Source organism: Proteus hauseri ATCC 700826 (assembly GCF_001654965.1).
GTDB classification, from domain to species: domain Bacteria; phylum Pseudomonadota; class Gammaproteobacteria; order Enterobacterales; family Enterobacteriaceae; genus Proteus; species Proteus hauseri.
Map to the genome: position 1 here is coordinate 1 of NZ_LXEV01000008.1, position 25,607 is coordinate 25,607.

The following is a 25,607-nucleotide window of genomic DNA, read 5'->3' on the forward strand; positions in this document are numbered from 1 at the left end:
CATCTAAATTATCCCAGAATCCGATAGCCAGACCCGCAAGGAATGCGGCCCCTAGCGCCGTACTTTCGCGAACAACAGGACGTTCTACACGAGTGCCTAGAATGTCAGATTGGAATTGCATTAAGAAGTTATTAGCAACTGCACCACCATCAACACGCAGCGATTGTAGACGAGCGCCTGAATCTGCTTGCATTGCATCAAGAACATCACGAGTTTGATAAGCAATAGACTCTAAGGTTGCACGAATAATGTGGTTACGATTTGCACCACGGGTTAAGCCGAAAATCGCACCACGAGCATACGGATCCCAATAAGGTGCACCTAAACCAGTAAATGCAGGAACAACATAAACACCATTAGTATCATTAACTTTGGTTGCGAAATATTCTGAGTCAGTCGCTTCATCAATTAGTTTTAGCTCATCACGTAGCCATTGAATCGATGCACCACCAACGAATACAGCACCTTCTAACGCATAATTCACCTCGCCACGAGGGCCACAGCAAATGGTGGTTAACAAACCGTGATTAGAACGCACAGCTTCTTTACCTGTATTCATCAGTAAGAAGCAACCTGTACCATAGGTGTTTTTTGCCATACCGCTTTGCACACACAGTTGGCCATAAAGTGCAGCTTGTTGGTCACCCGCCATACCTGCGATAGGGATACGAGTACCGCCTTTACCACCAATATTGGTTTGGCCATAAACTTCAGAAGATGCCACCACTTTTGGTAACATATTGCGAGGAATATCCAGCAGATCAAGGATTTTCTGATCCCAATCTAATGAGTGGATATTAAATAACATTGTACGAGAGGCGTTAGTGTAATCAGTGACATGAACACGACCTTGCGTCATTTTCCACACGAGCCAAGTGTCAACGGTACCAAATAGTAGCTCGCCTTTTTCTGCTCTTGCACGAGCGCCTTCAACATTGTCGAGGATCCATTTGAGTTTTGTACCCGAGAAATAAGGGTCAACCATTAATCCAGTATTTTGGCGAATATATTCTTCAACGCCTTCTTTATCTTTTAAACGTGTACAGAAATCTGCTGTACGACGGCATTGCCATACAATCGCATTATAAATAGGTTTACCGGTTTCTTTTTCCCAAACAATAGTTGTTTCACGTTGGTTAGTAATACCGATACCCGCTACATGGTCTGATGGAATATCTTCTTTAGCTAAAACTTCGACTAAAGTTGCACTCTGTGTTGCCCAAATCTCCATTGGGTCGTGCTCAACCCAGCCTGGTTTAGGATAAATTTGTGTGAATTCACGTTGTGCAATGCTGACGATATTTGCATCGTGGTCAATAACCACTGCGCGTGAACTGGTTGTCCCCTGATCTAGAGCGACAATATATTTCTTCTCAGTATTTGATAGGTTTGTTTCAGTTGTCATAATAATAATCCGTTCTGATAATCAACAATATTATCTAATAGTTATTTGTCGTCTTCGATTTTGCAGGTATCACAAGGTAAGTGACGGCCAATTAATTTACGGTAAGCTAACGCACCTAAGATACCACCAATAAATGGCGCAATCATAGGTACTAAGAAGTAAGGAATATCTCGCCCGCCAGTAAGCGCTATATCGCCCCAGCCAGCAAAGTAAGCGACCAGTTTGGGACCAAAATCACGAGCCGGGTTTAAAGCGAAACCGGTTAATGGGCCAAATGCCCCACCAATAACGGCGATTAAGATACCAATAAGTAAAGGTGCTAGTGGGCCTTTAGGAACCCCGTTACCATCATCAGTCAGTGCTAAAATAAGCCCAACCAGAATGATTGCAATAATAACTTCGATAAAGAATGCATGTACAACAGAAATTTGTGCTGCAGGGTAGGTAGAGAAAACACCGGCGGTAAAGAGACTTTCTTGTGAGCCTCGTATAATTCCATTTACTTGTTCATAGTCGGTGAATAAATTGTAATACATAAAGTACACGATAAGCGCAGCAAAGAAGCCGCCTAACATCTGTGCAATGATATAAGGTAATACTTTTCTGCGCTCAAAACAGGCAAATAACCAAAATGCAACTGTAACGGCAGGATTCAGGTGAGCACCCGAGGTGCCAGCGGTAAGGTAAACGGCTAAGGCAACACCTAGCCCCCAGATAATGCTTATCTCCCAAAGGCCTAGCTGAGCACCAGCAATACGTGCTGCTGCAACACAACCAAGACCGAAGAAGACTAGCAATGCAGTTCCGATAAACTCGGAAATACATTGACCCGTAAGAGTGGTTTTCGTCTGGCTCATATATTCTATCCTGAAAGAGGGTTATTTATTGTTAGTATTCTTTTCTATTTGAAAAGATAACTGTAAATTTATCGTTAATGAGCGTAAACGAGAATAAGCGAAATTGAATTTTGTGTGTCTCATCATGAAAATGAGTGAAAACGCTCTTGAATAGTGACTTGTTCGACATTTGTAATGTGATCAGACCAGTGTTTTTGACAGAATGAAAAAAAAATGTAATTCCACGGAAGATGCTAGACAGTTGTTGATAGGCTACTTACAATCGGGAGTATCGATTATATGGGGGATTACAGTATGTCATTTGAAGTTTTTGAGAAGTTAGAATCTAAAGTACAACAAGCTATCGATACCATCACTTTATTACAGATGGAAATTGAAGAGTTAAAAGAAAAGAATGATGCGCTAAGCCAAGAAGTTGAAGGCGCTAAAGAATCAAGAGAAGCATTAGTTCGTGAAAACGATGAACTAAAACAAGAGCAATCAAGTTGGCAAGAACGTTTACGTGCACTATTAGGCAAAATGGAAGACGTACAGTAAATGGCTTAACTTTGTATTTAGTTAAAATAAAAGCCACTCTAGGGTGGCTTTTATATCTCTTGAACAGCGCAATAGAAGAGAAGACACCTAAGTAATAGCTTACTTAAATATCTAGTGGTTCTTCGTCGTCATCGGCATCTAAGCCAAGTGGCTCTTCTGATAAAATAATTCCAGTGTTATCTGCATAAAGATAATCGCCAGAGAAGAAGGTTACACCGCCGAAGTTAACACGAATATCGCTTTCGCCAATTCCTTCACTAGGACAACCCGCAGGTATTGCAGCCATTGCTTGAATACCCAAATCAAGCTCAGATAATGCATCTACTTGGCGTACCGCGCCATAAACAACGATACCTTCCCATTCATTGAGAACAGCGAGTTGTGCTAGCTCAGCATCAATTAAGGCTTTACGCACAGAGCCACCGCCATCGACCAAAAGAACGCGGCCTTTACCGTTTTCTTCGAGTAAGTCATAAAGCAGGCCATTGTCTTCAAAACATTTTACGGTGATGATTTGCCCACTAAACGAGCTACGACCACCAAAGTTTGAAAAGAGCGGTTCTACGACATTGATATCTTCTTGATAGATATCACAGAGTTCAGAAGTATCATAATTCATAGGATTTACGTCAGGTTGCCACAGGAAAGTTCAGTATATCCCTTAACAGGGGGTGTTGGCAAAAGACTCACTGGTAATTCAGTGAGTCAAATCAACAATCCGCTAAAATTATTCTAAAACTAAACCTAAAGAAAATAATACATTGGTAAGCAGTGCGGCTTTAACCATATGCTCAAGCAATGGGCGCATCGCTTCACCACTATGGTCTGCATTAACACGTTTAATATGCAGTAATAACATTGGTACAGCTAATAAAAATAGCCACGCAGTCCAACGGTGCATATAAAGTAGCGTGAAGAAAATTAAGCAAACAATAGAAAGAAAAATAACGCAGGTATGATAAGTGCGAGAGCCAGCAGCACCTAAACGAACCGCTAAGGTATTTTTGCCCGCCTGGATATCACTCTCTAAATCGCGCATATTATTAATATTAAGAACAGCGACAGAAAGTAATCCACATGCAGTCGCTGGGAGTAATGTCTCAATAGCGAAAGTGTTTGCTTGTAAGTAGTAAGTACCGATAACACTTAGCCAACCAAAGAAGATTAAGACTGAAATATCACCGAGTCCCATATAACCATAAGGGCGTTTCCCTACGGTATAAGTAATTGCGGCGACAATAGCTAACAAGCCCATCATTAGAAATCCAATGGCGTCTTCTGGCTTTTTGCATGCGACAACAATAAGTGCAATACCTGAAATGCAGGAAATAATAACATTTAAAATTAGCGCTTTTTTCATTTGAGCTGGTGTTATTACACCTTTTTGCATTCCACGCAGTGGCCCTAAACGCTCTTCAGTGTCAGTTCCTTTTACCGCATCACCATAATCATTAGCGAGGTTTGATAGGATCTGTAAAGTTCCTGCTGTTAAAATGGCCAGCAGTGCAATAGGTAGCTCAAAATGACCCATCCAGTAAGCCAGTGCAGAACCAGTCACTATCGCGATTAACCCTAAAGGCAATGTTTTGGGTCGTAAACTTTCAAGCCAGGCCTGAGTCCGGCTGGTGGAATTTAGAGAGCTCATGCTGAAATTCAATACTCGTGTTCGTTGTTATTATAAAAATAAGAATGGGAGGCAAGCCTCCCACGTAAAATATTGCTGATAAGGATCGCACAAGTTGATTATAAAATAAATCGACTCAGATCTTCATCTGCTACAAGCTCATCAAGATGCTGTTTAACATATTCTGCATCAATTACGATAGATTGACCTTGTCGCTCACTCGCATCGTAGGAAATTTCTTCCATTAAACGTTCTAAAACAGTGTGAAGACGACGCGCACCGATGTTTTCGGTGGTTTCATTTACACGCCACGCAGACTCTGCAATTTTGCGAATACCGTCTGGTGTAAAGCTGATAGAAACGCCTTCTGTTGCCATTAATGCTTCATACTGTTTAGTCAGTGATGCATTTGGTTCGGTCAGGATACGCTCAAAATCTTCTGCTGTCAGTGCTTGAAGTTCAACACGAATTGGCAGACGCCCTTGTAATTCAGGAATTAAATCTGATGGGCTAGAAACTTGGAATGCGCCTGATGCAATAAACAGAATATGGTCGGTTTTTACCATACCGTGTTTTGTTGAAACTGTACAACCTTCAACCAGTGGTAAGAGGTCACGTTGCACACCTTCACGAGAAACATCGGGACCCGAGCTTTGGCCACCACGTTTACAGATTTTATCAACTTCATCGATAAAAACGATACCGTGTTGTTCAACTGCATCTATCGCTTGCTGTTTTAGTTCTTCAGGATTCACTAATTTAGCTGCTTCTTCTTCAACAATTAGCTTAAACGCATCTTTGATTTTCATTTTGCGTGCTTTTTGCTTTTGACCCGCTAAATTTTGGAACATAGATTGCAATTGATTGGTCATCTCTTCCATTCCTGGAGGAGCCATGATTTCAACACCCATAGGTGTCGCTGATAACTCAATTTCAATCTCTTTATCGTCTAGTTGTCCTTCACGTAATTTTTTACGGAAAGATTGACGCGCGGCTGAAGGCTCAGAAGCTTGCTCTGTTACACCCCAGTTATTTTTTGCGGGTGGAATTAAGGTATCAAGAATACGCTCTTCTGCCATTTCTTCAGCACGGAAACGATTTTTTTCTATCGCTTGGCTACGAACCATTTTAACCGCAGAGTCGGTTAAATCACGGATAATAGAATCAACTTCTTTACCCACATAACCCACTTCGGTGAATTTAGTTGCTTCAACCTTAATAAAAGGTGCATTAGCTAATTTTGCTAAACGACGAGCAATTTCTGTTTTACCTACCCCTGTAGGTCCAATCATAAGGATGTTTTTAGGGGTAACTTCGTGGCGTAGCGCTTCATCAAGCTGCATACGACGCCAGCGGTTACGTAGGGCTATTGCCACTGCACGTTTTGCTTTATCTTGACCGATAATAAATCTATCGAGTTCGCTGGCAATTTCGCGAGGAGTCATTTCGGACATGCGCTCAGATCCTTACTCTTTTGAAGAGAGTTCTTCAAAGTTGACATTATGGTTGGTGTAAATACAGATATCTCCAGCAATATTAAGTGCTCTTTCAGCAATTTCTCGTGCGCTGAGATCTGTCGTTTCTAGCATTGCTCGTGCGGCTGCTTGTGCATAAGGGCCACCAGAACCTATCGCAATAAGATCATTTTCTGGCTGAACAACATCACCATTACCCGTAATAATCAAGGAGGTGTTTTCATCTGCAACGGCCAGTAATGCTTCGAGTTTGCGTAGCATTCTATCGGTACGCCAATCTTTAGCGAGTTCAACGGCTGCTTTAGTTAAATGCCCTTGATGGAGTTCTAATTTACGCTCAAATAGTTCAAAAAGAGTAAATGCATCAGCAGTGCCGCCAGCGAATCCCGCAATGACTTTATCGTTATAAAGACGGCGTACTTTGCGGACATTGCCTTTCATGACGGTATTACCCATCGTCGCTTGTCCATCACCACCGATTACAACTTGGCCCTTACGGCGAACACTTACGATTGTAGTCATGAGTCAGCCCCTGGTTTAATCAATAAAAAGAATAACGGGGAGTGCATTTTATGACCCAGCACTACCCGTAATGTGAATTAAATTTATAGGTGGGGGAGAATTTTCATTTTTCAACCCCCAGAAGAGCGAAGAATACAACCTGATACGCCAGCACCTGCCGCTTGTCTGCTTACTGTGTTGGCTTGTTCTTTATTGTAGGGGCCTGATAATACGCGGATCCATCCATCATTTCCTTTTGTCACTCTGCTTTCGACACCAGAAAAAGCTAATGTCGCTCTGACTGATTCTGCTTGTTCTGTATTTTTAAATGAGCCGCATTGAACTAAAAAACGGCTTTCAGTAACAGGCTTAGCAGGTGTCACTATCGCAGGGGCTTGCTCTTGAATTGCAGGAGCAGGTTGTTGCGGTATTGATGGTGTTATTGCCGCTGGTGGTGTTACCGCTACTTGAGAGCGAGGCACTTCACCGTTATAAGGCACTTCAGGAAGTTGTACAGCAGGCTGACGCTTATCTGCTTCAATTTGCTGTAGAAATTTTAATTGCTCAGGCGAAAGCGTAGATTTCGGATTAATCTGGCTGCCAGGAGCGGATAAATTAGGCTGTAAAGGTGTACCAACCTGACGATTTTCTAGCTCTTTAATATATTGCCAGCGTTCTTCAGGTTTTGGTGGAAGGGTGTTGGCTGGATGTTGTCCAGTTGCGGGCGACGTTGTTTGTACGGACTCTTTTTTATTTTGTGTAATAAAATAGAGACCGCCGATAAACAGCGCCACAATAGCAATTGCCGCAATAAGTGTTGTCAAAGGCAACCCTTTAGCGGCCTTTTTACCTTTACTTTTCGTTGTCTTTTTACGACGAGCAGATGTCTGCCCTCGTCCCACATAGTCTCGTTGTGCCACAGTTCGATTCGCTGATAATTAAAGGAATAGGTATCACAAACGATATGTTACTTAACATAGTGAGTTTTGCCTAGCTTTTAAGCCGACAGACACTTTCTCTTGCAATAAGCTCACAATCTAATAAACGAGAACCTGGTGGCACTGGTCGCCCTTGTAATTGATCAAGTAATAGCAACATAGATTGACGGCCAATTTGATAACGAGGCTGTTCCATCGTTGTTAAGGCCGGTTCGCTATATCGGGTAATATCAAGGTTATCGAAACCAATAACAGAGAGATCATCAGGGAGTTGCAATCCTAATTTTTTCGCCTGCCACATCACACCTATCGCCATAATATCGCTATGACAAAAAACAGCAGTAGGTGGCTCAGGTAAAGAAATGAGTTTTTTCAGACTTTCTGCACCGCTTTCATGAGTAAAATCACCCCGAATAATATAGTCTTCACGCAACGGTACGCCGGTTCTACGCATCGCTTGAATATAACCTTGTAAGCGATAACGGCATAAAGGCATATCTTCAGGGCCTGTAATACAGGCAATACGTTTATGCCCCATTTGTTGCAAATAATGAGTTGCTCTAAAAGAAGCCGTCAAATTATCAATATGTACTGTTGGTAATTCAAGTTCAGGCGCAAACTCATTTGCCATAATCATAGGAGGCAGATTTTTCTGTTCTTCTTTGGATACATCAAAAGGGATATGTGAGCCAAGAAGTAACATGCCATCAATTTGTTTGGTAATAATTAAATTGATAAAGGCATTTTCGTGTTTTTGCTGATGTTTGCAGTCACCAATAAGGACTAAATAGCCATGTTGAGCGGCTGTTTCTTCAATACCACAAACAACATCAGTGAAAAAAGGATCGCTGATATTTGGGACAATCACGAGGATAGTCTTTGATTCATTACGTTTAAGGTTCTTAGAGAGGTTATGAGGATAATAACCAACATCAAGAACAGCTTGCTCAACTTTTTGGCGTGTTTGTGTGGATACTTTTTCTGGATTCATTAATGTACGTGAAACAGTCGCTGTTGACACGCCAGCCGCAAGTGCAACATCTTTCATTGTTGCTTGCGTATTATCTTTATTATTCTGTTGCAAACCCCATACCTCCCTTCTGATGGTTTGGTTAAACGATTGCTTTTTTATTGCAAAAAAACCGTCGCAGTTCAAAACAAGAAATTATCGACGGTTTTCATTCAAGAAATATTCTAAATTGTTATTCTACCCACTTTTTAAATAGATACTGTTACCTAGTTTGCATAAAAAGTGTGATACCAATCGTTTTTATGAGTTAGTTCGCAAAATTGATAAATAGTCTTGCTACGTAACGAGTAATTGTTTGTCTTTTATTATTAAGATTATATTGTTTAAAATATATTCAATTTATGAATGTAAATATGATCAACAATCTGTTGGATCAACATCAATATTCCATTTCACTTTTTTGCTTTCAGGTAGCGCCACAATTTGTGGATAAGTTACCGACATTAATTTCTGTAAATAACCCCGAGATGGGTGCTGAAGTAATAATTGCCAGCGGTAATTTCCTCCCCGTTTTGCTTGAATAGCAGGAAGGGGACCCATTACCCATAAATTAGCATCACGCATTGGGTGTTGTTCAAAAAACTGCTTTAGTTGACGCAAAAATTGGGGTGCCCGCTGATTATTATTATCTTCAGAGCGGATCATAATATGGCTAGAATAAGGCGGCAAAAAGGTCGCTTGTCGCTCTTGTAATGCTTCTTTCGTAAAAGCGTCATAGCCTTTTTCTAGCAGTGTTAATAAAAGAGGATGCTCAGGCTGGTGTGTTTGTAGATACACCGCCCCTTGTTTTCCTGCTCTTCCTGCACGCCCAGAAACTTGAGTATAAAGCTGAGCAAAGCGCTCCGCAGCACGAAAATCACTTGAAAATAAGGCGCCATCAACGTCAAGTAGTGCCACCAGCGTGACATCAGGAAAATGGTGTCCTTTAGACAGCATTTGTGTACCAATCAAAATACGCGAACCGCCCTGATAGATATCTTCTAGTTGCTGCTCTAAAGCGCCTTTTCGGCTCGTTGTATCTTTATCAATACGTGTTATTGGTGTATCTGGAAATAGAGTTCCAATACTTTGTTCAAGCTGTTCTGTTCCTAATCCCACAGGAATTAAGTTTGTTGAACCACATTGTGGACATTGGGCAGGAATACGACGTTGACTATCACATTGGTGGCAGCGCAACATACCGTGCTTTTGATGTAACGTATAATAGTGATCGCAGCGTGGGCATTCAGCTATCCAACCACACTCATGGCATAGCAATGTCGGTGAAAATCCTCTTCTATTTAAAAAGAGCATTACCTGATTGCCCGCATTAAGATGTTGTTTGATTGCACCAATTAAAACAGGTGATAAACCGGTGACTAACGGTTGCCCTTTTAAGTCAATTAAATGTTCGGTGGCGGGTTTTGCATTTCCTGCGCGCTGAGATAACGTGAGTTGCTGATACTTTTTCTGCTCAACGTTATAGCTAGTCTCAATAGAGGGCGTCGCCGTTCCCATAACAATAGAAATGTCTTCTTGTTTTGCACGAAAAACAGCTAAATCACGAGCATGATAGCGCCAACCATCTTGCTGCTTATAAGAGCTATCGTGCTCCTCATCGATAATAATAATACCCAAATTTTGAAAAGGGGTGAGTAATGCCGAGCGAGTACCAATAACTATTGCATTGTCACCACGTTTAGCTCGCAGCCAGACCGCTAATCGTTCGGTATCATTTAAACCTGAATGCAACACATCAACTGGGGCATTAAAGCGCGCTTTAAAGCGGCGAATAGTTTGCGGTGTTAAACCGATTTCGGGCACAAGTACCAGGGCTTGTTTACCTTGCTCAAGAATTTTTTCTAATACACTAAGATAAACTTCTGTTTTACCTGAACCTGTAATACCAAGTAATAACCAAGGTGAAAATTGATCTGATTGTGCTGTAATTGCACCTACCGCTATTGCTTGTTCAGTGTTTAGTTTAAATCGCTCACCTTGCACCGCATATTCATTTTGCCAATGAATTGGCGCAGGTTGAATAGGGCGTAAATCAGCGAGCTGTTTCTTTTTAAGGTTGTTAAGTATGGCGGTGGTGATGTCATGCTCTTCTAATTGATGACGATATAATGGAGTACGGCGAAGTGCAGCTAACGCTTGTTGCTGTTTTTTAGCACTTTTTAGGCTATTCAAATCGATGTTGAGCCCTTCTTCTGTAGCGTACCATTGCCATAGTGGTGTGAACTCTGCGGGTTTTCCTTGCCGTAACAAAATAGGCATCGCATGAAAGAGCACTTCACCTAAAGGGTAGTGGTAATAGGCTGAAGCCCAATTAAGCAAATCCCACAAGACACCAGGAAATAAGCTTTCATCATCAAGTACTTCTTCTATAGGTTTGAGTTTTTCTATCGGAAATTCGCTATGTGTGCTTAATCCTTTGACAATACCAATAGAACGGCGTTTATTACCAAAAGGAACGATAACACGGCAGCCTATTACAGGTGTGTTTATTCCTTCTGGTAACAGATAATCAAAGGAAGAAAACAGTGGTACAGGTAATATTACCTGAACTATAGTCATATCAGGGTTTCCGAGAGTTTTAGTAACAAGGTGCCTGTAAGAATATCACAAAAAGTGTTCAGATTTCATTGCGCGTTTAGTGGATATTCTGTATGATCCGCCCCCTTTGGTAGTTAAATTACCAAACAATTAATTTCAATCAACACGACGTGTGGTGTTCGGCTGTGGGCTGAATGGCGACACGGCCTTAGTAGAGGTTTTCCATGAGAAAAGATATCCATCCTAAATACGAAGAAATTACTGCATCTTGTTCTTGCGGTAACGTTATGAAAATCAACTCCACTGCAGGTCACAACCTGAATCTGGACGTTTGTGATAAATGCCACCCATTCTATACTGGTAAACAACGTGATGTTGCAACCGGTGGTCGTGTTGATCTGTTCAACAAACGTTTCAAAATTCCAGGCAGCAAATAAGATATTTGTTGTCACAGGGTTTCAGTTTAGTCTGAAAATCTGTAGACAGTTCGGAATTGAAAAAATGCCCAAAGTGAAAGCTTTGGGCATTTTTGTTTTGTAGTAATTAAAAGATCATGTGAAATATTGCTTGTGATTAATATTCCCAAGTATCGGGATCAACGCCCCTTTGACGCATGATTTCTTTTGCCTCTTCAGGGATTTCATCGTTACGTTCTTTACGTAAGTCTTCATCATTTGGCAGAGGCTGTCCGGTAAATGCGTGTAAAAAGGCTTCACACAATAATTCACTATTGGTTGCATGTCTCAAGTTATTAACTTGACGGCGAGTGCGTTCATCGGTCAAAATTTTCAACACTTTCAATGGGATTGAAACTGTTATTTTTTTGACTTGCTCACTCTTTTTCCCATGCTCAGCGTAAGGGCTGATATATTCACCATTCCATTCAGCCATGAATTACCTTAATTAATATCATTTAGTTGAAGTCAGAATAGGGCTAAATCCATATTCTGATGAGCCATGCCAGTTTATCATGACTTTTCTAAAACCACCGGCTCTTCTGGCTGAAGGTGTGAGAAAAAGCAATAGGTCACTGGCGATACTGTTAAGTTCAATATTATTCCATTACTTAATCTATCCGTAAAGGAGTTTAGATGTCTAGATGTGTTGACGTCTTGGTGTCTAGTTAGCTATGCTGTTAGGGACTTATCCTTTTATCGTAGTCACAAGGTGTCCCATATGACAAAGAAAACCGCCACAATTGCCATCCATAATGGGCTGAATGAAGATACTCAATTCGGTTGTGTTGTACCGCCTATTTATCTTTCCAGTACCTATAATTTTCCAGAATTTAATCAACCACGCGAACATGATTATTCACGTAGGGGCAATCCCACGCGTGATATGGTACAAAAAGCATTAGCTGAATTAGAAGGTGGCGTTGGTGCGGTTGTCACTAGTAGTGGAATGTCTGCTATTCATTTAATTTGTACGGTTTTTCTTCAACCGGGAGATGTGATTATTGCACCTCACGATTGCTACGGTGGAAGTTATCGCTTGTTTAATAGCCAACAAGAGCGTGGTGCATATCGGGTTATTTTTGTTGATCAAAATGACGAGAGCGCGTTACAAAAGGCATTAGCGCAACAGCCAAAAATTGTCTTTATTGAAACACCAAGCAACCCATTATTACGGATCACTGATATTGAAAAAATAAGTGAACTTGCTCATCAAGTTGGTGCACTCGTTGTTGCGGATAATACCTTTATGAGTCCAGTGTTACAAAAACCGCTAGCGCTCGGGGCGGATATTATTGTGCATTCATGTACAAAATATCTTAATGGACACTCAGATATTGTTGCGGGTGTTGTTATCTGTCAGTGCAGGAAACAACTTGAGGATTTAAGCTGGTGGGCGAATAATATTGGCGTAACATCAGGTGCGTTTGATAGTTATTTATTACTTCGAGGAATAAGAACGTTAGTTCCTCGTATTCGGCTTCAGCAAGAAAATGCCCAAATACTTGTGGATTATTTACAGACACAATCTTTAGTCGAAAAAATTTATTATCCTGCATTAAAAAACCATGCTGGTCATAATATAGCGAAAAAACAGCAGCAAGGTTTTGGTGCAATGTTAAGTTTTGAGTTAAAAGGCACAGAGCAGGTGATAAAAACCTTTTTATCTCACTTAACCCTTTTTACACTGGCTGAATCTTTAGGTGGGGTGGAAACGTTGATTTGCCATCCTGCAACCATGACCCATGCAGGAATGTCAGAAGAGGCAAGAAAAACCGCTGGGATCAGCGCCTCATTACTTCGCATTTCTGTCGGTATTGAAGATAGTCAGGATTTAATTAACGATTTGCAAATTGCGTTTGATGCAGCAACCAAAAGGTAACCGTAGATCATGAGTGTAGTGGCGATAAAACAACAGGCAGAACCTATTTGCCGTCAGTTACATAAATTCGGTGGTAGCAGTCTTGCAGACATAAAATGTTACCAACGCGTCGTAAATATCATGACAAATTATAGCCAGCCCAATGATTTAATGGTGGTTTCTGCAGCGGGTTCAACGACTAATCAATTAATTAGCTGGCTTAAGCTCAGTCAAAGTGACCGTATCTCTGCCCATCAAGTTCAGCAAACCCTACGACGTTACCAGTTATCCTTAATTGAAGGTTTGTTATCAAAAGAGAATGCAGAACGATTATCCCAAGCCTTTATTGCTGATCTTGAGCGATTAAGTTACTTACTGGATAAACCAATAACAGATGCAACTTATGCGGAAGTTGTTGGGCATGGTGAAATTTGGTCGGCACGCTTAATGGCAAATCTATTAACAGAGCAAGGTTTACCAAGTGCTTGGCTCGATGCGCGAGAGTTTTTATGTGCAGAACGCGCAGCACAACCACAAGTAAATGAAGTATTATCCCGTCCTTTATTACAAACTTTACTCGCTAAATATCCTGAAAATCGTTTTGTAGTCACGGGCTTTATTAGCCGGAATCAGCAAGGTGAAACCGTATTATTAGGCCGTAATGGTAGTGACTATTCAGCAACACAAGTCGGTGCATTAGCCGATGTGGGAAAAGTCACTATTTGGAGTGATGTTGCTGGGGTTTATAGCGCAGATCCTCGTAAAGTAAAGGATGCATGTTTATTGCCATTGCTGCGTTTAGATGAAGCGAGTGAACTTGCTCGGTTAGCAGCCCCTGTTTTGCACACCCGTACATTGCAACCAGTATCGGGTAGTAATATTGATTTGCAACTTCGTTGTAGCTATCAACCTGAACAGGGTTCTACTCGAATAGAGCGAGTATTGGCATCAGGAACGGGAGCTAAAATTGTCACCAGCCATGATGATGTTTGCTTAATAGAGCTTCAATTAGCAACCCATGAAAATTTTGAGCAACGAGCGAAAGAAGTTGATGAATTACTAAAACGAGCACAAATCCGTCCATTAGCAACAGGTGTTGATCGTGATAGCCATCTTTTGCAACTTTGTTATACCAGCGAAGTGGCTAACAGTGCACTCGATGTGCTGCAAGATGCCGTGTTGCCAGGCAAATTACATTTGCGCGAAGGTTTTTCTTTAGTGGCATTAGTCGGTGCCGGTGTGTGTAAAAACCCATTACATTGCCATCGTTTTTATCAGCAACTAAAAGATCAACCTGTTGAATTTATTTGGCATGCCGAAGATAACATCAGCTTAGTCGCCGTGTTGCGCAATTATACTGAGCATTTACTACAAGGTTTACATCAAACTTTATTTAGAGCAGAAAAACAAATTGGCTTAGTGCTCTTTGGTAAAGGAAATATTGGTTCACGTTGGCTGGAGCTTTTTTCTCGAGAGCAGGGGCCATTATCGGCACGTAGCGATTTTGAATTTATTCTTGCGGGGGTTGTAGATAGCCGTCGTAGTTTATTGGATTATCAAGGTATTAATCCAAGTCGAGCTTTAGCTTTCTTTGATGAAGAAGCCACCGAACTGGATGAAGAAGCGCTTTATCTTTGGATGAGAGCACATCCTTTTGATGATTTAGTTGTTGTTGATATAACAGCTAGTGAATCACTTGCGGCATCTTATGAAGATTTTGCGAGCTATGGTTTCCATGTTATTAGCGCTAATAAAATTGCGGGATCGGCTTCCAGTTTACGCTATCGAGCAACAAGAGATGCGTTCTCAAAAACGGGGCGCCACTGGTTATATAACGCGACAGTTGGTGCGGGTTTACCAATTAATCATACTGTACGTGATTTGCGAGAAAGTGGTGATACGATTTTATCAATCAGCGGTATTTTCTCCGGTACCTTATCTTGGCTATTTTTACAATTCGATGGCACTGTGCCTTTCAGCGAACTTGTTGAGCAAGCATGGCAGCAAGGGTTAACAGAACCTGATCCTCGCATTGATTTATCTGGCCAAGATGTGATGCGAAAACTGATTATTTTGGCGCGTGAAGCGGGTTACGATATTGAACCAGAGCAAGTGCGTGTGGAATCTTTAGTACCTGCTCAAGCCGAAACTGGGTCATTAGAGCAATTCTTTGATAATAGCGCAGTGATAAATGAACAAATGGCGCAACGATTAGCCGCAGCAAATGAAATGGATATGGTTTTACGTTATATCGCGCGTTTTGATGCTAATGGAAAAGCCAAAGTCGGTGTTGAAGCAGTGAGAAAAGATCATCCACTTGCATCACTGTTACCCGGTGATAATCTTTTTGCGATAGAAAGTCGCTGGTATCGCGATAATCCACTGGTAATCAGAGGTCCTGGTGCAGGCCGAGATGTCACTGCTGGCGCAATTCAATCAGATTTAAATCGTCTTTCTCAACTTCTTTAATTTCTCTTTTTTATAAATTAACTATCAGTAGTTTTTACTGCTGATAGTTTTTATTGGCTTTTTCTACTCCATACTTAATACTCAAATTAATGCTGATTATGATGTTATACATTGAGGAATAATAATGAATAGAGTACTAGAAAAGTGGATGTACCGTTCGCGTTGGTTATTTGCACCCGTTTATATTGGGCTTTCATTAGGATTATTGGCATTAACCATAAAATTTTTTGAATCGATGTATGAAATATTGCCAAATATCTTTGCTATATCTGAGGTTGATTTAGTCTTACGTTTGCTTTCTTTGATTGATTTAGCCTTAGTGGGTGGATTGCTAATTATGGTTATTTTCTCTGGCTATGAAAATTTTATTAGCAATATGGAGATAGAAGGGGCAAAAGATAAATTATCTTGGCTTGGTAAAATGGATGCTGAATCATTAAAAAATAAAGTGGCTGCTTCCATTGTTGCTATTTCCTCTATTCATTTATTGGGTGTTTTCATGGATTTAAAAAATATTCCTGATAATAAATTAATGTGGTACGTGCTTCTTCATTTAACTTTTGTGTTATCTGCGTTTGTGATGGGATATTTAGAGAAAATATCAAAACGCAGTAAGCGTAATGAAAAAGCAAGTTTGAAATAAATATTGCTAGATAAATATTTTCTTATCGACCCACATAATTTATTAGTTGGTCTATACTAAAAGTATCTCTAGTCAAAAAGGAGCGATAAATGTCAAAACTCGAAAAACAGATTGACGAGCTAAAAGATAAAGCGACGGAGGTAAAACATCGAGCAGAAGAAAAAGTCACACAAGCAGCTCACGATGTGAAACATAAAGCGTCTGAGTTGAAAGACGATATAGAAAAGAAAGTCGATTCGTTGAAAAAGTAAACGTATTATCATTAACACAAAGCGCTGATCTTCAGCGCTTTGTTCGTTATTTTGCTATAAAATAAAAACGCAGATTTAAGGCAAAATAGCAAAAGAGCGTACAGGAAAGCCACTGGCGTTATAAGGTTTAGCGACAATGTTAAAAATAACCGCGCCACGCGTCGGTAATTTATCAAGATTTGTCATTAATTCAATTTGGTAAGTATCTTGTTCTAAAACGTAATATTCGCCTAATAATGCATGGTTTTTATGAAAATCTTGTGCTGAGTCGGTATCAAAGGTTTCATGACCTATTGCTTTTACTTTTCGCTCTTCAAATAAGAATTTTAGCGCATCAATTCCCCAACCGGGGATCTGATTGTTACCTTTAGCATCTTTATTATCCATTGCTTCTTGTGATGGCCAGCGTTTACTCCAATCTGTACGTAATGCGACGAAAGTCCCCGCTTCAATTTCGCCATGTTGTGCTTCAAATTCAAGAATATCTGCTGTTGAAAAAGTAAAATTAGTATCAATTTTTGCTCGTGCTGATTGATCTATAACAATAAGAGGTAAGACTAATTCTTTAAGTTCTAACTCATGCAAATAACGACGATTAGGAACAAAATGGCAAGGTGCATCAATGTGCGTACCATATTGTCCTGGGAAGGTAAATTGTTGTGCAAAAAAACCATCTTGATAGTCAAATAAAGTTTTAAATTCAGCCGGATCGAACATAAAAAAGTGTGGTGAATTTTTATCAAATGGGTGTGTTAAATCTACCCACTCTTTTGTTTTTATGAGCGTTAATGCATTAAGTAATTCGTTATCCATTGATTTCCCCTGTTTTATGATAATTATATTTAAAACTACTTATGTGATGTTATTTTTTCATTAATAATGAATAGTTGTTATTAATCCATATTTTATTTTGGTTTATTGCTATTTGCTGTAAAAAATAATAAACATAAAAATCAGATAAAAGAAAGAATAAGATCCTTAGTTATTCTTGCGCTATTAATCTGACAGAGAAACCTGAAAAAGATAAGACAAATAAGGTATTAGATAGAGAGAAGGGTTATAAATAAAATCATTAGTCACTAAAATTATTTGATTAAAATTCAATAAGCGAAGCTTTATATAACATATATGGTACGTGACTTTTATATGCTACTTTTATAATAAGGGCATAAGCCACTTACATCATGAAAAAATTTATTATTATTTTTTACCGAATAAATTTTCATATATCTCATCATTTCTAGTAAAAAACACTTCTTAGTCGATAAGAAACAAAAAAAAGTCCTTATTCTTGATAAAATTGAGCCAAAACAACGCGAATATTAGCGATTCTTATAACACTGAAGTCGTAATTAAATTTCAGAAAAATCCCCCAAAGTGTTTATTTTCTGATATGAATAGTAGGCTATGAAAAAAAGCAGTGTGGCTTATCACAAAAATCAAAACAAAGTCACATCAGAAATGAAAGTTAATTACACAACTGGGAGGACATGACTTTTCTATTAGGAAGGACCATGTTGTTACCGACACAAAGCCAAGGTCAGGAGTCTTATGAATCAACAATATTCAGCTATGCGTAGCAATGTCAGTATGCTTGGTAAGCTACTCGGAGACACAATTAAAGAAGCGTTAGGTGAAGAAATTTTAGATAAAGTGGAATCAATCCGTAAATTATCTAAATCATCTCGCGCTGGTAACGAAGTTCAGCGACAAAAGCTGTTATTAACGTTACAGAATCTCTCTAACGATGAATTATTACCTGTTGCTAGAGCATTTAATCAATTTCTGAATTTGACGAATGTGGCAGAGCAATACCATAGCATTTCGCCTCATGGTGAAGCGGCAAGTAATCCTGTGGCATTGGCAAAACTTATTACACGACTGAAAGATAAAAATTTTACTGATGAACAGTTAAAAGAAGCAGTAGGGCAAATTTCAATAGAGCTTGTGTTAACCGCTCACCCAACAGAAATTGCGCGTCGCACGCTGATTCATAAACTCGTTGAAGTAAATAGCTGTCTTTCTCAGCTTGACCATGATGATTTGGCGGATTACGAACGCACCAATATTATGCGTCGTTTGCGTCAATTGGTTGCGCAGTCTTGGCATACCGATGAAATTAGAAAAATTCGCCCAACACCAATAGATGAAGCAAAATGGGGCTTTGCTGTTGTTGAAAATAGTTTATGGGAAGGTGTTCCGGCTTTTTTACGTGAATTTAATGAACAACTAAAAGAATCTATTGATTACAACTTACCCGTAGAAGCTTCACCTGTTCGCTTTACTTCATGGATGGGAGGGGATCGCGATGGTAATCCAAATGTAACTGCTGAAATTACCCGCCATGCTTTATTGTTAAGTCGCTGGAAAGCCGCAGATCTGTTTTTAAATGATATTCAAGTGCTGGTTTCTGAACTATCGATGACAGAAAGTACACCAGAGCTACGTGATTTGGCCGGAGGCACTGATGTTGCCGAGCCTTATCGCGAAATTGCAAAACAGCTACGAACTCGCTTGCAAGTCACTCGTGATTATCTTGAGCAACGTATTAAAGGCCAACAATCTTTGCCTCCAGAAGGTTTATTACTGGATAACGCAGAGCTTTGGGAGCCACTTTATGCCTGTTATCAGTCCTTAAATCAGTGTGGTATGCGTATTATTGCTAACGGACAATTGTTAGATACATTACGCCGTATTCGCTGTTTTGGTTTACAACTGGTTAAGCTTGATATTCGCCAAGAAAGTACTAACCATACCGACGCATTATCTGAGCTCACCCAATATTTAGAGTTAGGCGATTATGCAAGCTGGTCTGAAGAACAGAAACAGACGTTCTTATTAGAAGAATTAAATTCTAAACGTCCACTTATTCCAACCAACTGGCAGCCAAGTGCAGCAACACAAGAGGTTTTTGAAACTTGTCGTGTTATTGCGCAATCACCAAAAGATTCTATTGCTTCTTATGTTATTTCAATGGCAAAAGTACCTTCTGATGTATTAGCCGTAAAATTATTACTAAAAGAAGCTGGCGCTAATATTCGGTTACCTGTAGCACCATTGTTTGAAACCTTAGAGGATTTAAATAACGCTGAAAGTGTGATGACCCGTTTGTTTGATATCCCTTGGTATCGCGACTTAATTGACGATAAACAAATGGTGATGATTGGTTACTCAGACTCTGCAAAAGATGCTGGGGTAATGGCGGCTTCATGGGCGCAATATAGAGCACAAGATTCTCTGATTAAGCTATGTGAAAAATCAGGCATTACACTCACACTATTTCATGGTCGTGGGGGCACAATTGGTCGTGGTGGTGCTCCGGCACATGCGGCACTACTCTCTCAACCACCAGGAAGCTTAAAAGGTGGATTACGTGTTACTGAACAAGGTGAGATGATCCGCTTTAAATTTGGCTTACCACAAGTGACTATTAGCAGCTTGGCTCACTATGCTGGCGCTATTTTAGAAGCAAATTTATTGCCACCGCCAGAACCGAAAGCGCCTTGGATTGAGGTAATGGATTCTTTATCTGATGTTTCATGTGCTATGTATCGTGACTATGTAAGAGGGCAAGCTGATTTTGTTCCTTACTTCCGAGCAGCAACGCCAGAAGGTGAATTAGGTAAATTACCACTGGGCTCTCGCCCGGCAAAACGTCGCCCTACTGGTGGTGTTGAAACGTTACGTGCAATCCCGTGGATTTTTGCATGGACACAAAACCGCTTAATGTTACCAGCATGGCTTGGTGCCGGCGCGGCTCTCCAACATGAGATTGATAATGGTAAACAAGCAGTATTAGACGATATGTGCCAAAACTGGCCATTCTTTAATACGCGTATTGCGATGTTAGAAATGGTTTACGCTAAAGCGGATCTTTGGTTAGCTGAATATTACGATCAACGCTTAGTTGAAGAGCGATTATGGCCACTAGGCGCTAAATTACGCCAGCAGCTTTCGGATGATATTAAGAGTGTACTCGCTATCTCTAAAGACGAGCACCTAATGGCGGGTTTACCTTGGGTTGCTGAATCTATTGCCCTGCGTAATGTGTATACTGATCCACTTAACGTACTTCAAGCTGAGTTATTACAACGTTCTCGTACTCATAGCGAGTCAGATCCTCGAATTGAGCAAGCGCTGATGGTAACAATTGCGGGTATTGCAGCAGGTATGCGTAATACAGGTTAGTTTCTCATATAATGATGCTTAAATAAAAGCAGCTCTTTTATAAGAGCTGCTTTTTTATTATTGCGATGCGGTAGTGTGGTAGCCTTTATTTCTTTGCTTGCTCATAAGCCTCAATTGCTCTGATCCTTGCTTTAGCATGATCCACAATGGGAAAAGGATAGTCGATATTATTATCTGTTTTTGCAGCCCATTCGTGAGGGGTATGAATATAACGAATGGGTACATCAGCAAGTTCAGGTAACCAGTGGCGAATAAACTCACCATCAGCATCAAACTTGCGGCCTTGTGTGGTGGGATTGAAAATACGAAAGTAAGGAACAGCATCTGTACCTGTTGACGCAGCCCACTGCCAGCCACCGTTATTTGCTGCAAAATCACCATCAATTAATTGCGACATAAAATAGCGCTCACCCCAGCGCCAATCAATCAGCAAATCTTTAACTAAAAAGCTGGCGGTTAACATACGTAAGCGATTATGCATCCATCCTGTTTGATTCAGCTGCCTCATTGCGGCATCGATAATTGGAAAGCCTGTTAGGCCTTGAGTCCATGCTTTAAAATTATCGTTATCATTTAGCCAGCTAATTTTTTCTGTCCATATCTGAAAAGCGATATGTTTACATAAATTAGGGTTTGCAACGATAAGGTGCTGATAAAATTCTCGCCAAATCAGTTCGTTAAACCAGGTGAAAGCACCGGATGTGTTATTTTCCATAAAATCAGGTTCAGTTTGGTATAAACGATTAAAGCATTGGCGGACAGAGAGCAACCCAACGGCAAGATGGGGTGATAATTGGCTTGTTCCATCAACCGCTGGAATATCTCGCCATTTTGCATAATGGGGAATACTTTCATAACAGAATTTTTTTAAGCGCTTAAGTGCATCTTCTTCTGTAGGAATAAAAGAGGCAGTTGCTGAAGTTTCGATAGAGAATAAAGGGGCTTTTAGAGGTAATACCGCCTTTTGATTAGCCCTTATTTCAGGGATTGGTAACGAAGCATTATCTTGTGAAAAAAATAAGCGTAAAAATGCATTTTTAAAAGGGGTGAAAACTTTATACATTTCCCCTTGTTGTGTCACTACATTACCTGGCGGAATAAATACATGATCGTGATAAGAATAAATAGTGATTTTATTCTCAAGTAATGCCATGACTTTTTTATCACGACGTTGTTCATTCAGCTCATATTGGTGATTAAAAAAAAGCGCCGTTACTTGATGCTGTTGGCAATATTGAGCAACAGAAATTGCTGCATCAGAATATGTGTCACTTATGATAACGGTGAGTGCGATATTCAATTTAGCTAGCGATATTGAAAGGTTCAGTAGCGCATCATGAATAAACGCCTGATGTGATAAAGCCATATTATGTGCTTTCCACTGTTCAGGCGTAATAGTAAAAATCGCATGCACCAGCGCTTGTTTATCTTGGCAAGCATAAAAAAGAGCTTTGTTATCTGTCACTCTTAAATCATTGCGAAACCAAACCAGATGAACAGGCGCTGGGTGCATGGTAACCTCTTTTTAGTCTAATTTAGGATGTTGGTCGATAAGTGCTTGGCGTTTTTTCTGTAATGTTTCAATTTCAGATTCGATATCTTCCACTCGTTGCTCAATATTATCATAGTGTTCAGAAAGAATTTCTTTTGCTTCTGATCTATCGGACGCCGCAGGTGTTGCACCACGTAACGGTTTATTTGCTGTTTCTGTCATTTTAATACCCGTAATTAAACCGACAATAGCTACAACCATCAGATAATATGCAGGCATATATAAATCACCCGTGGCTTCAACTAACCATGCCGCCGCAGTTGGTGTCGCACCGGCAATTAATACAGAAATATTAAATGCGATAGCTAATGCACTATAACGAATATGTGTTGGGAATATGGCGGGTAAAATTGATGCCATAACACCGGTAAAGCAGTTGAGTAAAACGGCAATAATTAATAATCCTAAGAAAATTAAGCCAATTTCATCGCTGTTAATCATCATAAAGGCCGGGTAAGCCAAGACAAATAATCCGATACTACCAATAATAACGAAAGGCTTACGACCAATTTTATCGCTTAATAAACCAATTACAGGTTGGACAAATAGCATCCCCATCATAATTGCGATAATAATTAATACGCCGTGATCTGCTGAGTAATTAAGATTGTGAGATAAATAACTCGGCATATAAGTTAATAACATATAGTAAGTGACATTAGTTGCGATAACTAAACCGACACAAACAGATAAGCTTTTCCAATATTTTGATGCAATTTCACGTAAAGAGACACGAGGTGGATTTTCGATAGATTTACGGTCATCTTTATTCATTTCATCAACGTGTTGTTGGAATGCTGGCGTTTCTTCTAAAGCATGACGCAGATATAAGCCAATAAGACCTAAAGGCAATGCTAAGAAGAACGGAATACGCCATCCCCACTCATGAAACGCAGTTTCACCCAAGGTTGTTGAAATTAATACAACGACACCTGCACCTAAAACAAAGCCGGCGATAGAACCAAAATCTAACCAACTTCCCATAAATCCACGTTTACGGTCTGGTGAATATTCTGCGACGAAAATAGCAGCACCTGAATATTCGCCACCTATTGAGAAACCTTGTGCTAATTTAGCAAGTAACAGCAAGATAGGTGCCCAGATACCGATGGTTTCATAAGAGGGGATCAGACCGATAGCAAAGGTACTTAGCGCCATAATAATGATGGTGACAGACAATACTTTTTGTCGACCAAATTTATCGCCTAACATACCGAAAACAACACCACCTAATGGTCGTACGAGAAAGGGTACTGAGAAGGTGGCAAGTGCAGCAATCATCTGAACACCAGGTGATGCGCCAGGGAAAAAGACTTGTCCTAATACATAAGCAAGGAAACCATAAACACCAAAGTCAAACCACTCCATCGCATTACCTAATGCGGCAGCCGTGATTGCTTTTTTTAGTTTACTATCATCTATGATTGTTATGTCATTGATTTGTAATGGTTTATTTCTTTTTTTCTTCATTTTCATATTAAGTGACCTTTATTAAGGTATTAGTCAATTCTTGTTATTCAATTAATTAAAAGAAATGAAGTTACTATTTGATAGCGAGAAGAGTGAGTGATAAAGATTCACTAAAAAACAGTCTACTTCTACATAGTTAAAAGAGTGATTTAAAGCTAATAGATAAGGAGATATTTATTGAGTATAGATGAGATTGACTGAAAGTTTAGGAAGTTTTTTGTGTTGTTTTGATATAACAAAACGTAGCCTCAAGATTAAAAATGTGATCTATAGCATAACGGAATTTGGCTTTTCTGTAAAATCGCAGAAGTTAATGCGTGTTGATTGGCTTTAATTTAGTGTTTAATTTTGGTGTCTTTTTTTATGTAATGGTATGTTTTTATTTGTATTTTATAGCAAGCTATTATTTAAGTTAATTTTTTGACGCAGGATAATCCATTTATATACGTATTATGCATAATAAAAGAAGTGATAGTTCTCGTCGGTAATATACGGTAAAAATGCGTGATAGAGCGACTGTTAGCAAAATTAAAATGGCAATAATTTATTTTTATTTAGTGTTTCCTCGAATGATTAAAATAGATAAGTGGATAATAGAATAAATATCGCTATTCTTATTAACAAAGCAGTATAAAGAATAAGAATTACTGTGTATAAAAACAGAGATGCAATTATACATTCTCAACTAAATATATTAAAAATAATCATTTTATAAAACTAATAATTAACCACATATTTGTGCAGATTAACCCAGGTACCCCAAATGAACATTAACCAACTGAGAAGCTTTGTTGAAGTCGTAAAGAATAACTTCAATATTACCAATGCTGCGGAGAAGTTATATACCTCTCAGCCTACAATCAGTAAACAGCTAAAAATATTAGAAGATGAGCTTAGTGTTTCTTTATTTGTACGTAAAAATAATAATCTATTGGCATTAAGTCCGATGGGAAAAGAAGTTCATAAAATTGCCTGCGATATTCTTGGGCAAGTGGATAAAATAAAAAGTATTGTTGCTGAAGAAGATCGTAATAAAAAAGTGGATTTGCATATAGCAACCACTCACACCCAAATTCGTTATTCACTTCCTAATGTAATAGATCATTTCCGCCGTTATTACCCTAATATTTCGCTACATTTTCATCAAGGGGCTCCAGCCCAATTAGCAGAAATGGTTAAAAACGGTGATGTCGATTTTGCTATCGCCACAGAATCTATGCATTTATATGAAGATTTGGTGACATTACCATGCTATCGCTGGACTCGTAGTTTATTAGTCCCCTATGACCATCCTTTAGCACAGTTGGCAGATGATGAGTTAGTTACGATAGAACAACTTGCACAATACCCACTTATTACTTATGTCTTTGGTTTTACCCGAGGTTCTAAATTAGACAAAGTATTTTATAAAAATAATCTGAAACCTAAAGTCGCGTTAACGGCAACAGATACTGAAATTATTAAATATTATGTAAAGCGTCATCTTGGTATTGGTGTGATAGCCACAGCGTCTTATGATGAAAAAGAAGATGGTGGTGCATTAAAATGTATTAATATTGACCATTTAGTCCAGCCAAGTTATACACATATTTGTTTGAGTAAACATACGCATATGAAAGATTATATGCATGAATTTATTTCGTTATATGCTCCTCATATTGATAGAAACATTATTCAAATGCCAGAACAATGGGAAACACAATGGCATAGCAAAGAAGTCTATCAAGAGCTTCCTGATTTAAGTTCAGTGAGTTTAAATGGTAATGTTACAGAATAATTTATCTTAGAAATAAGAAAAGCCCGTTTTTTGCGG

21 protein-coding genes are annotated in these 25,607 nt (G+C 39.5%); 8 read left to right on the forward strand and 13 right to left on the reverse strand.

What is annotated here, in order from left to right:
• On the reverse strand, positions 1-1,405 hold a 1,405-nt coding region (glpK, locus tag M997_RS02045), incomplete at its 3' end, for a glycerol kinase GlpK (protein ID WP_064718464.1).
• A 41-nt stretch (positions 1,406-1,446) separates the two neighbouring features.
• The gene (locus tag M997_RS02050; protein WP_064718465.1) at positions 1,447-2,262 is read right to left on the reverse strand and encodes an MIP/aquaporin family protein; all 816 of its coding nucleotides are present in this window, start codon (positions 2,260-2,262) and stop codon (positions 1,447-1,449) included.
• 294 nt (positions 2,263-2,556) lie between these two features.
• Here M997_RS02050 and zapB point away from each other — a divergent pair, with 294 nt between their 5' ends.
• Positions 2,557-2,799, forward strand: coding sequence for a septal ring assembly protein ZapB (gene zapB, locus M997_RS02055; protein ID WP_064718466.1), 243 nt, complete (start codon positions 2,557-2,559; stop codon positions 2,797-2,799).
• Positions 2,800-2,902: 103 nt separating this feature from the next.
• Here zapB and rraA read toward each other — a convergent pair whose 3' ends face one another.
• The 7 genes from rraA to priA form a co-directional block, all read right to left on the reverse strand.
• Positions 2,903-3,418, reverse strand: a complete 516-nt coding sequence (gene rraA, locus M997_RS02060; protein ID WP_064718467.1) for a ribonuclease E activity regulator RraA — start codon at positions 3,416-3,418, stop codon at positions 2,903-2,905.
• Between the two features lie 108 nt (positions 3,419-3,526).
• Positions 3,527-4,444 (reverse strand): 1,4-dihydroxy-2-naphthoate polyprenyltransferase, encoded by a 918-nt coding sequence (locus M997_RS02065; RefSeq protein WP_064718468.1) that lies wholly within the window; start codon positions 4,442-4,444, stop codon positions 3,527-3,529.
• A gap of 98 nt (positions 4,445-4,542) precedes the next feature.
• Complete coding sequence (hslU, locus tag M997_RS02070; protein WP_064718469.1) at positions 4,543-5,877, reverse strand: ATP-dependent protease ATPase subunit HslU; 1,335 nt, start codon at positions 5,875-5,877, stop codon at positions 4,543-4,545.
• Between the two features lie 12 nt (positions 5,878-5,889).
• Positions 5,890-6,420: an ATP-dependent protease subunit HslV gene (gene hslV, locus M997_RS02075; protein ID WP_064718470.1), complete on the reverse strand. Its 531-nt coding sequence runs from the start codon at positions 6,418-6,420 to the stop codon at positions 5,890-5,892.
• A gap of 110 nt (positions 6,421-6,530) precedes the next feature.
• Entirely contained in the window at positions 6,531-7,319 is a 789-nt protein-coding gene (locus M997_RS02080; protein WP_064718471.1) for an SPOR domain-containing protein, read from the reverse strand.
• Positions 7,320-7,389: 70 nt separating this feature from the next.
• Positions 7,390-8,421, reverse strand: a complete 1,032-nt coding sequence (cytR, locus tag M997_RS02085; RefSeq protein ID WP_074379328.1) for a DNA-binding transcriptional regulator CytR — start codon at positions 8,419-8,421, stop codon at positions 7,390-7,392.
• Between the two features lie 303 nt (positions 8,422-8,724).
• Positions 8,725-10,926: a primosomal protein N' gene (priA, locus tag M997_RS02090; RefSeq protein WP_064718472.1), complete on the reverse strand. Its 2,202-nt coding sequence runs from the start codon at positions 10,924-10,926 to the stop codon at positions 8,725-8,727.
• 203 nt (positions 10,927-11,129) lie between these two features.
• Here priA and rpmE point away from each other — a divergent pair, with 203 nt between their 5' ends.
• Positions 11,130-11,342, forward strand: coding sequence for a 50S ribosomal protein L31 (gene rpmE, locus M997_RS02095; protein ID WP_064718473.1), 213 nt, complete (start codon positions 11,130-11,132; stop codon positions 11,340-11,342).
• Positions 11,343-11,478: 136 nt separating this feature from the next.
• Here rpmE and metJ read toward each other — a convergent pair whose 3' ends face one another.
• Positions 11,479-11,796: a met regulon transcriptional regulator MetJ gene (gene metJ, locus M997_RS02100; protein ID WP_064718474.1), complete on the reverse strand. Its 318-nt coding sequence runs from the start codon at positions 11,794-11,796 to the stop codon at positions 11,479-11,481.
• Positions 11,797-12,081: 285 nt separating this feature from the next.
• Here metJ and metB point away from each other — a divergent pair, with 285 nt between their 5' ends.
• The 4 genes from metB (at position 12,082) to M997_RS17395 (ending at position 16,584) form a co-directional block, all read left to right on the forward strand.
• Positions 12,082-13,242 (forward strand): cystathionine gamma-synthase, encoded by a 1,161-nt coding sequence (gene metB, locus M997_RS02105; protein ID WP_064718475.1) that lies wholly within the window; start codon positions 12,082-12,084, stop codon positions 13,240-13,242.
• 9 nt (positions 13,243-13,251) lie between these two features.
• Entirely contained in the window at positions 13,252-15,690 is a 2,439-nt protein-coding gene (locus M997_RS02110) for a bifunctional aspartate kinase/homoserine dehydrogenase II (RefSeq protein ID WP_064718476.1), read from the forward strand.
• A gap of 124 nt (positions 15,691-15,814) precedes the next feature.
• Positions 15,815-16,333: a TIGR00645 family protein gene (locus tag M997_RS02115; protein ID WP_064718477.1), complete on the forward strand. Its 519-nt coding sequence runs from the start codon at positions 15,815-15,817 to the stop codon at positions 16,331-16,333.
• An 89-nt stretch (positions 16,334-16,422) separates the two neighbouring features.
• The gene (locus M997_RS17395; protein WP_156510800.1) at positions 16,423-16,584 is read left to right on the forward strand and encodes a YtxH domain-containing protein; all 162 of its coding nucleotides are present in this window, start codon (positions 16,423-16,425) and stop codon (positions 16,582-16,584) included.
• Positions 16,585-16,659: 75 nt separating this feature from the next.
• On the opposite strand, the gene M997_RS02120 is transcribed toward M997_RS17395, so the two are convergent.
• Positions 16,660-17,397: a cyclase family protein gene (locus tag M997_RS02120; protein WP_064718478.1), complete on the reverse strand. Its 738-nt coding sequence runs from the start codon at positions 17,395-17,397 to the stop codon at positions 16,660-16,662.
• Positions 17,398-18,135: 738 nt separating this feature from the next.
• Between M997_RS02120 and ppc the strand changes: the two genes are divergently transcribed.
• Positions 18,136-20,772, forward strand: a complete 2,637-nt coding sequence (gene ppc / locus M997_RS02125) for a phosphoenolpyruvate carboxylase (protein ID WP_064718479.1) — start codon at positions 18,136-18,138, stop codon at positions 20,770-20,772.
• Between the two features lie 85 nt (positions 20,773-20,857).
• Here ppc and phrB read toward each other — a convergent pair whose 3' ends face one another.
• Both phrB and proP read right to left on the reverse strand, forming a co-directional pair.
• On the reverse strand, positions 20,858-22,285 hold the full coding sequence (phrB, locus tag M997_RS02130) for a deoxyribodipyrimidine photo-lyase (protein WP_064718480.1): 1,428 nt from the start codon (positions 22,283-22,285) through the stop codon (positions 20,858-20,860).
• A gap of 12 nt (positions 22,286-22,297) precedes the next feature.
• Positions 22,298-23,800, reverse strand: a complete 1,503-nt coding sequence (gene proP / locus M997_RS02135) for a glycine betaine/L-proline transporter ProP (protein ID WP_064718481.1) — start codon at positions 23,798-23,800, stop codon at positions 22,298-22,300.
• Positions 23,801-24,557: 757 nt separating this feature from the next.
• Between proP and M997_RS02140 the strand changes: the two genes are divergently transcribed.
• Positions 24,558-25,571, forward strand: a complete 1,014-nt coding sequence (locus M997_RS02140; protein ID WP_064718482.1) for a LysR substrate-binding domain-containing protein — start codon at positions 24,558-24,560, stop codon at positions 25,569-25,571.
• Positions 25,572-25,607 lie beyond the last annotated feature (36 nt).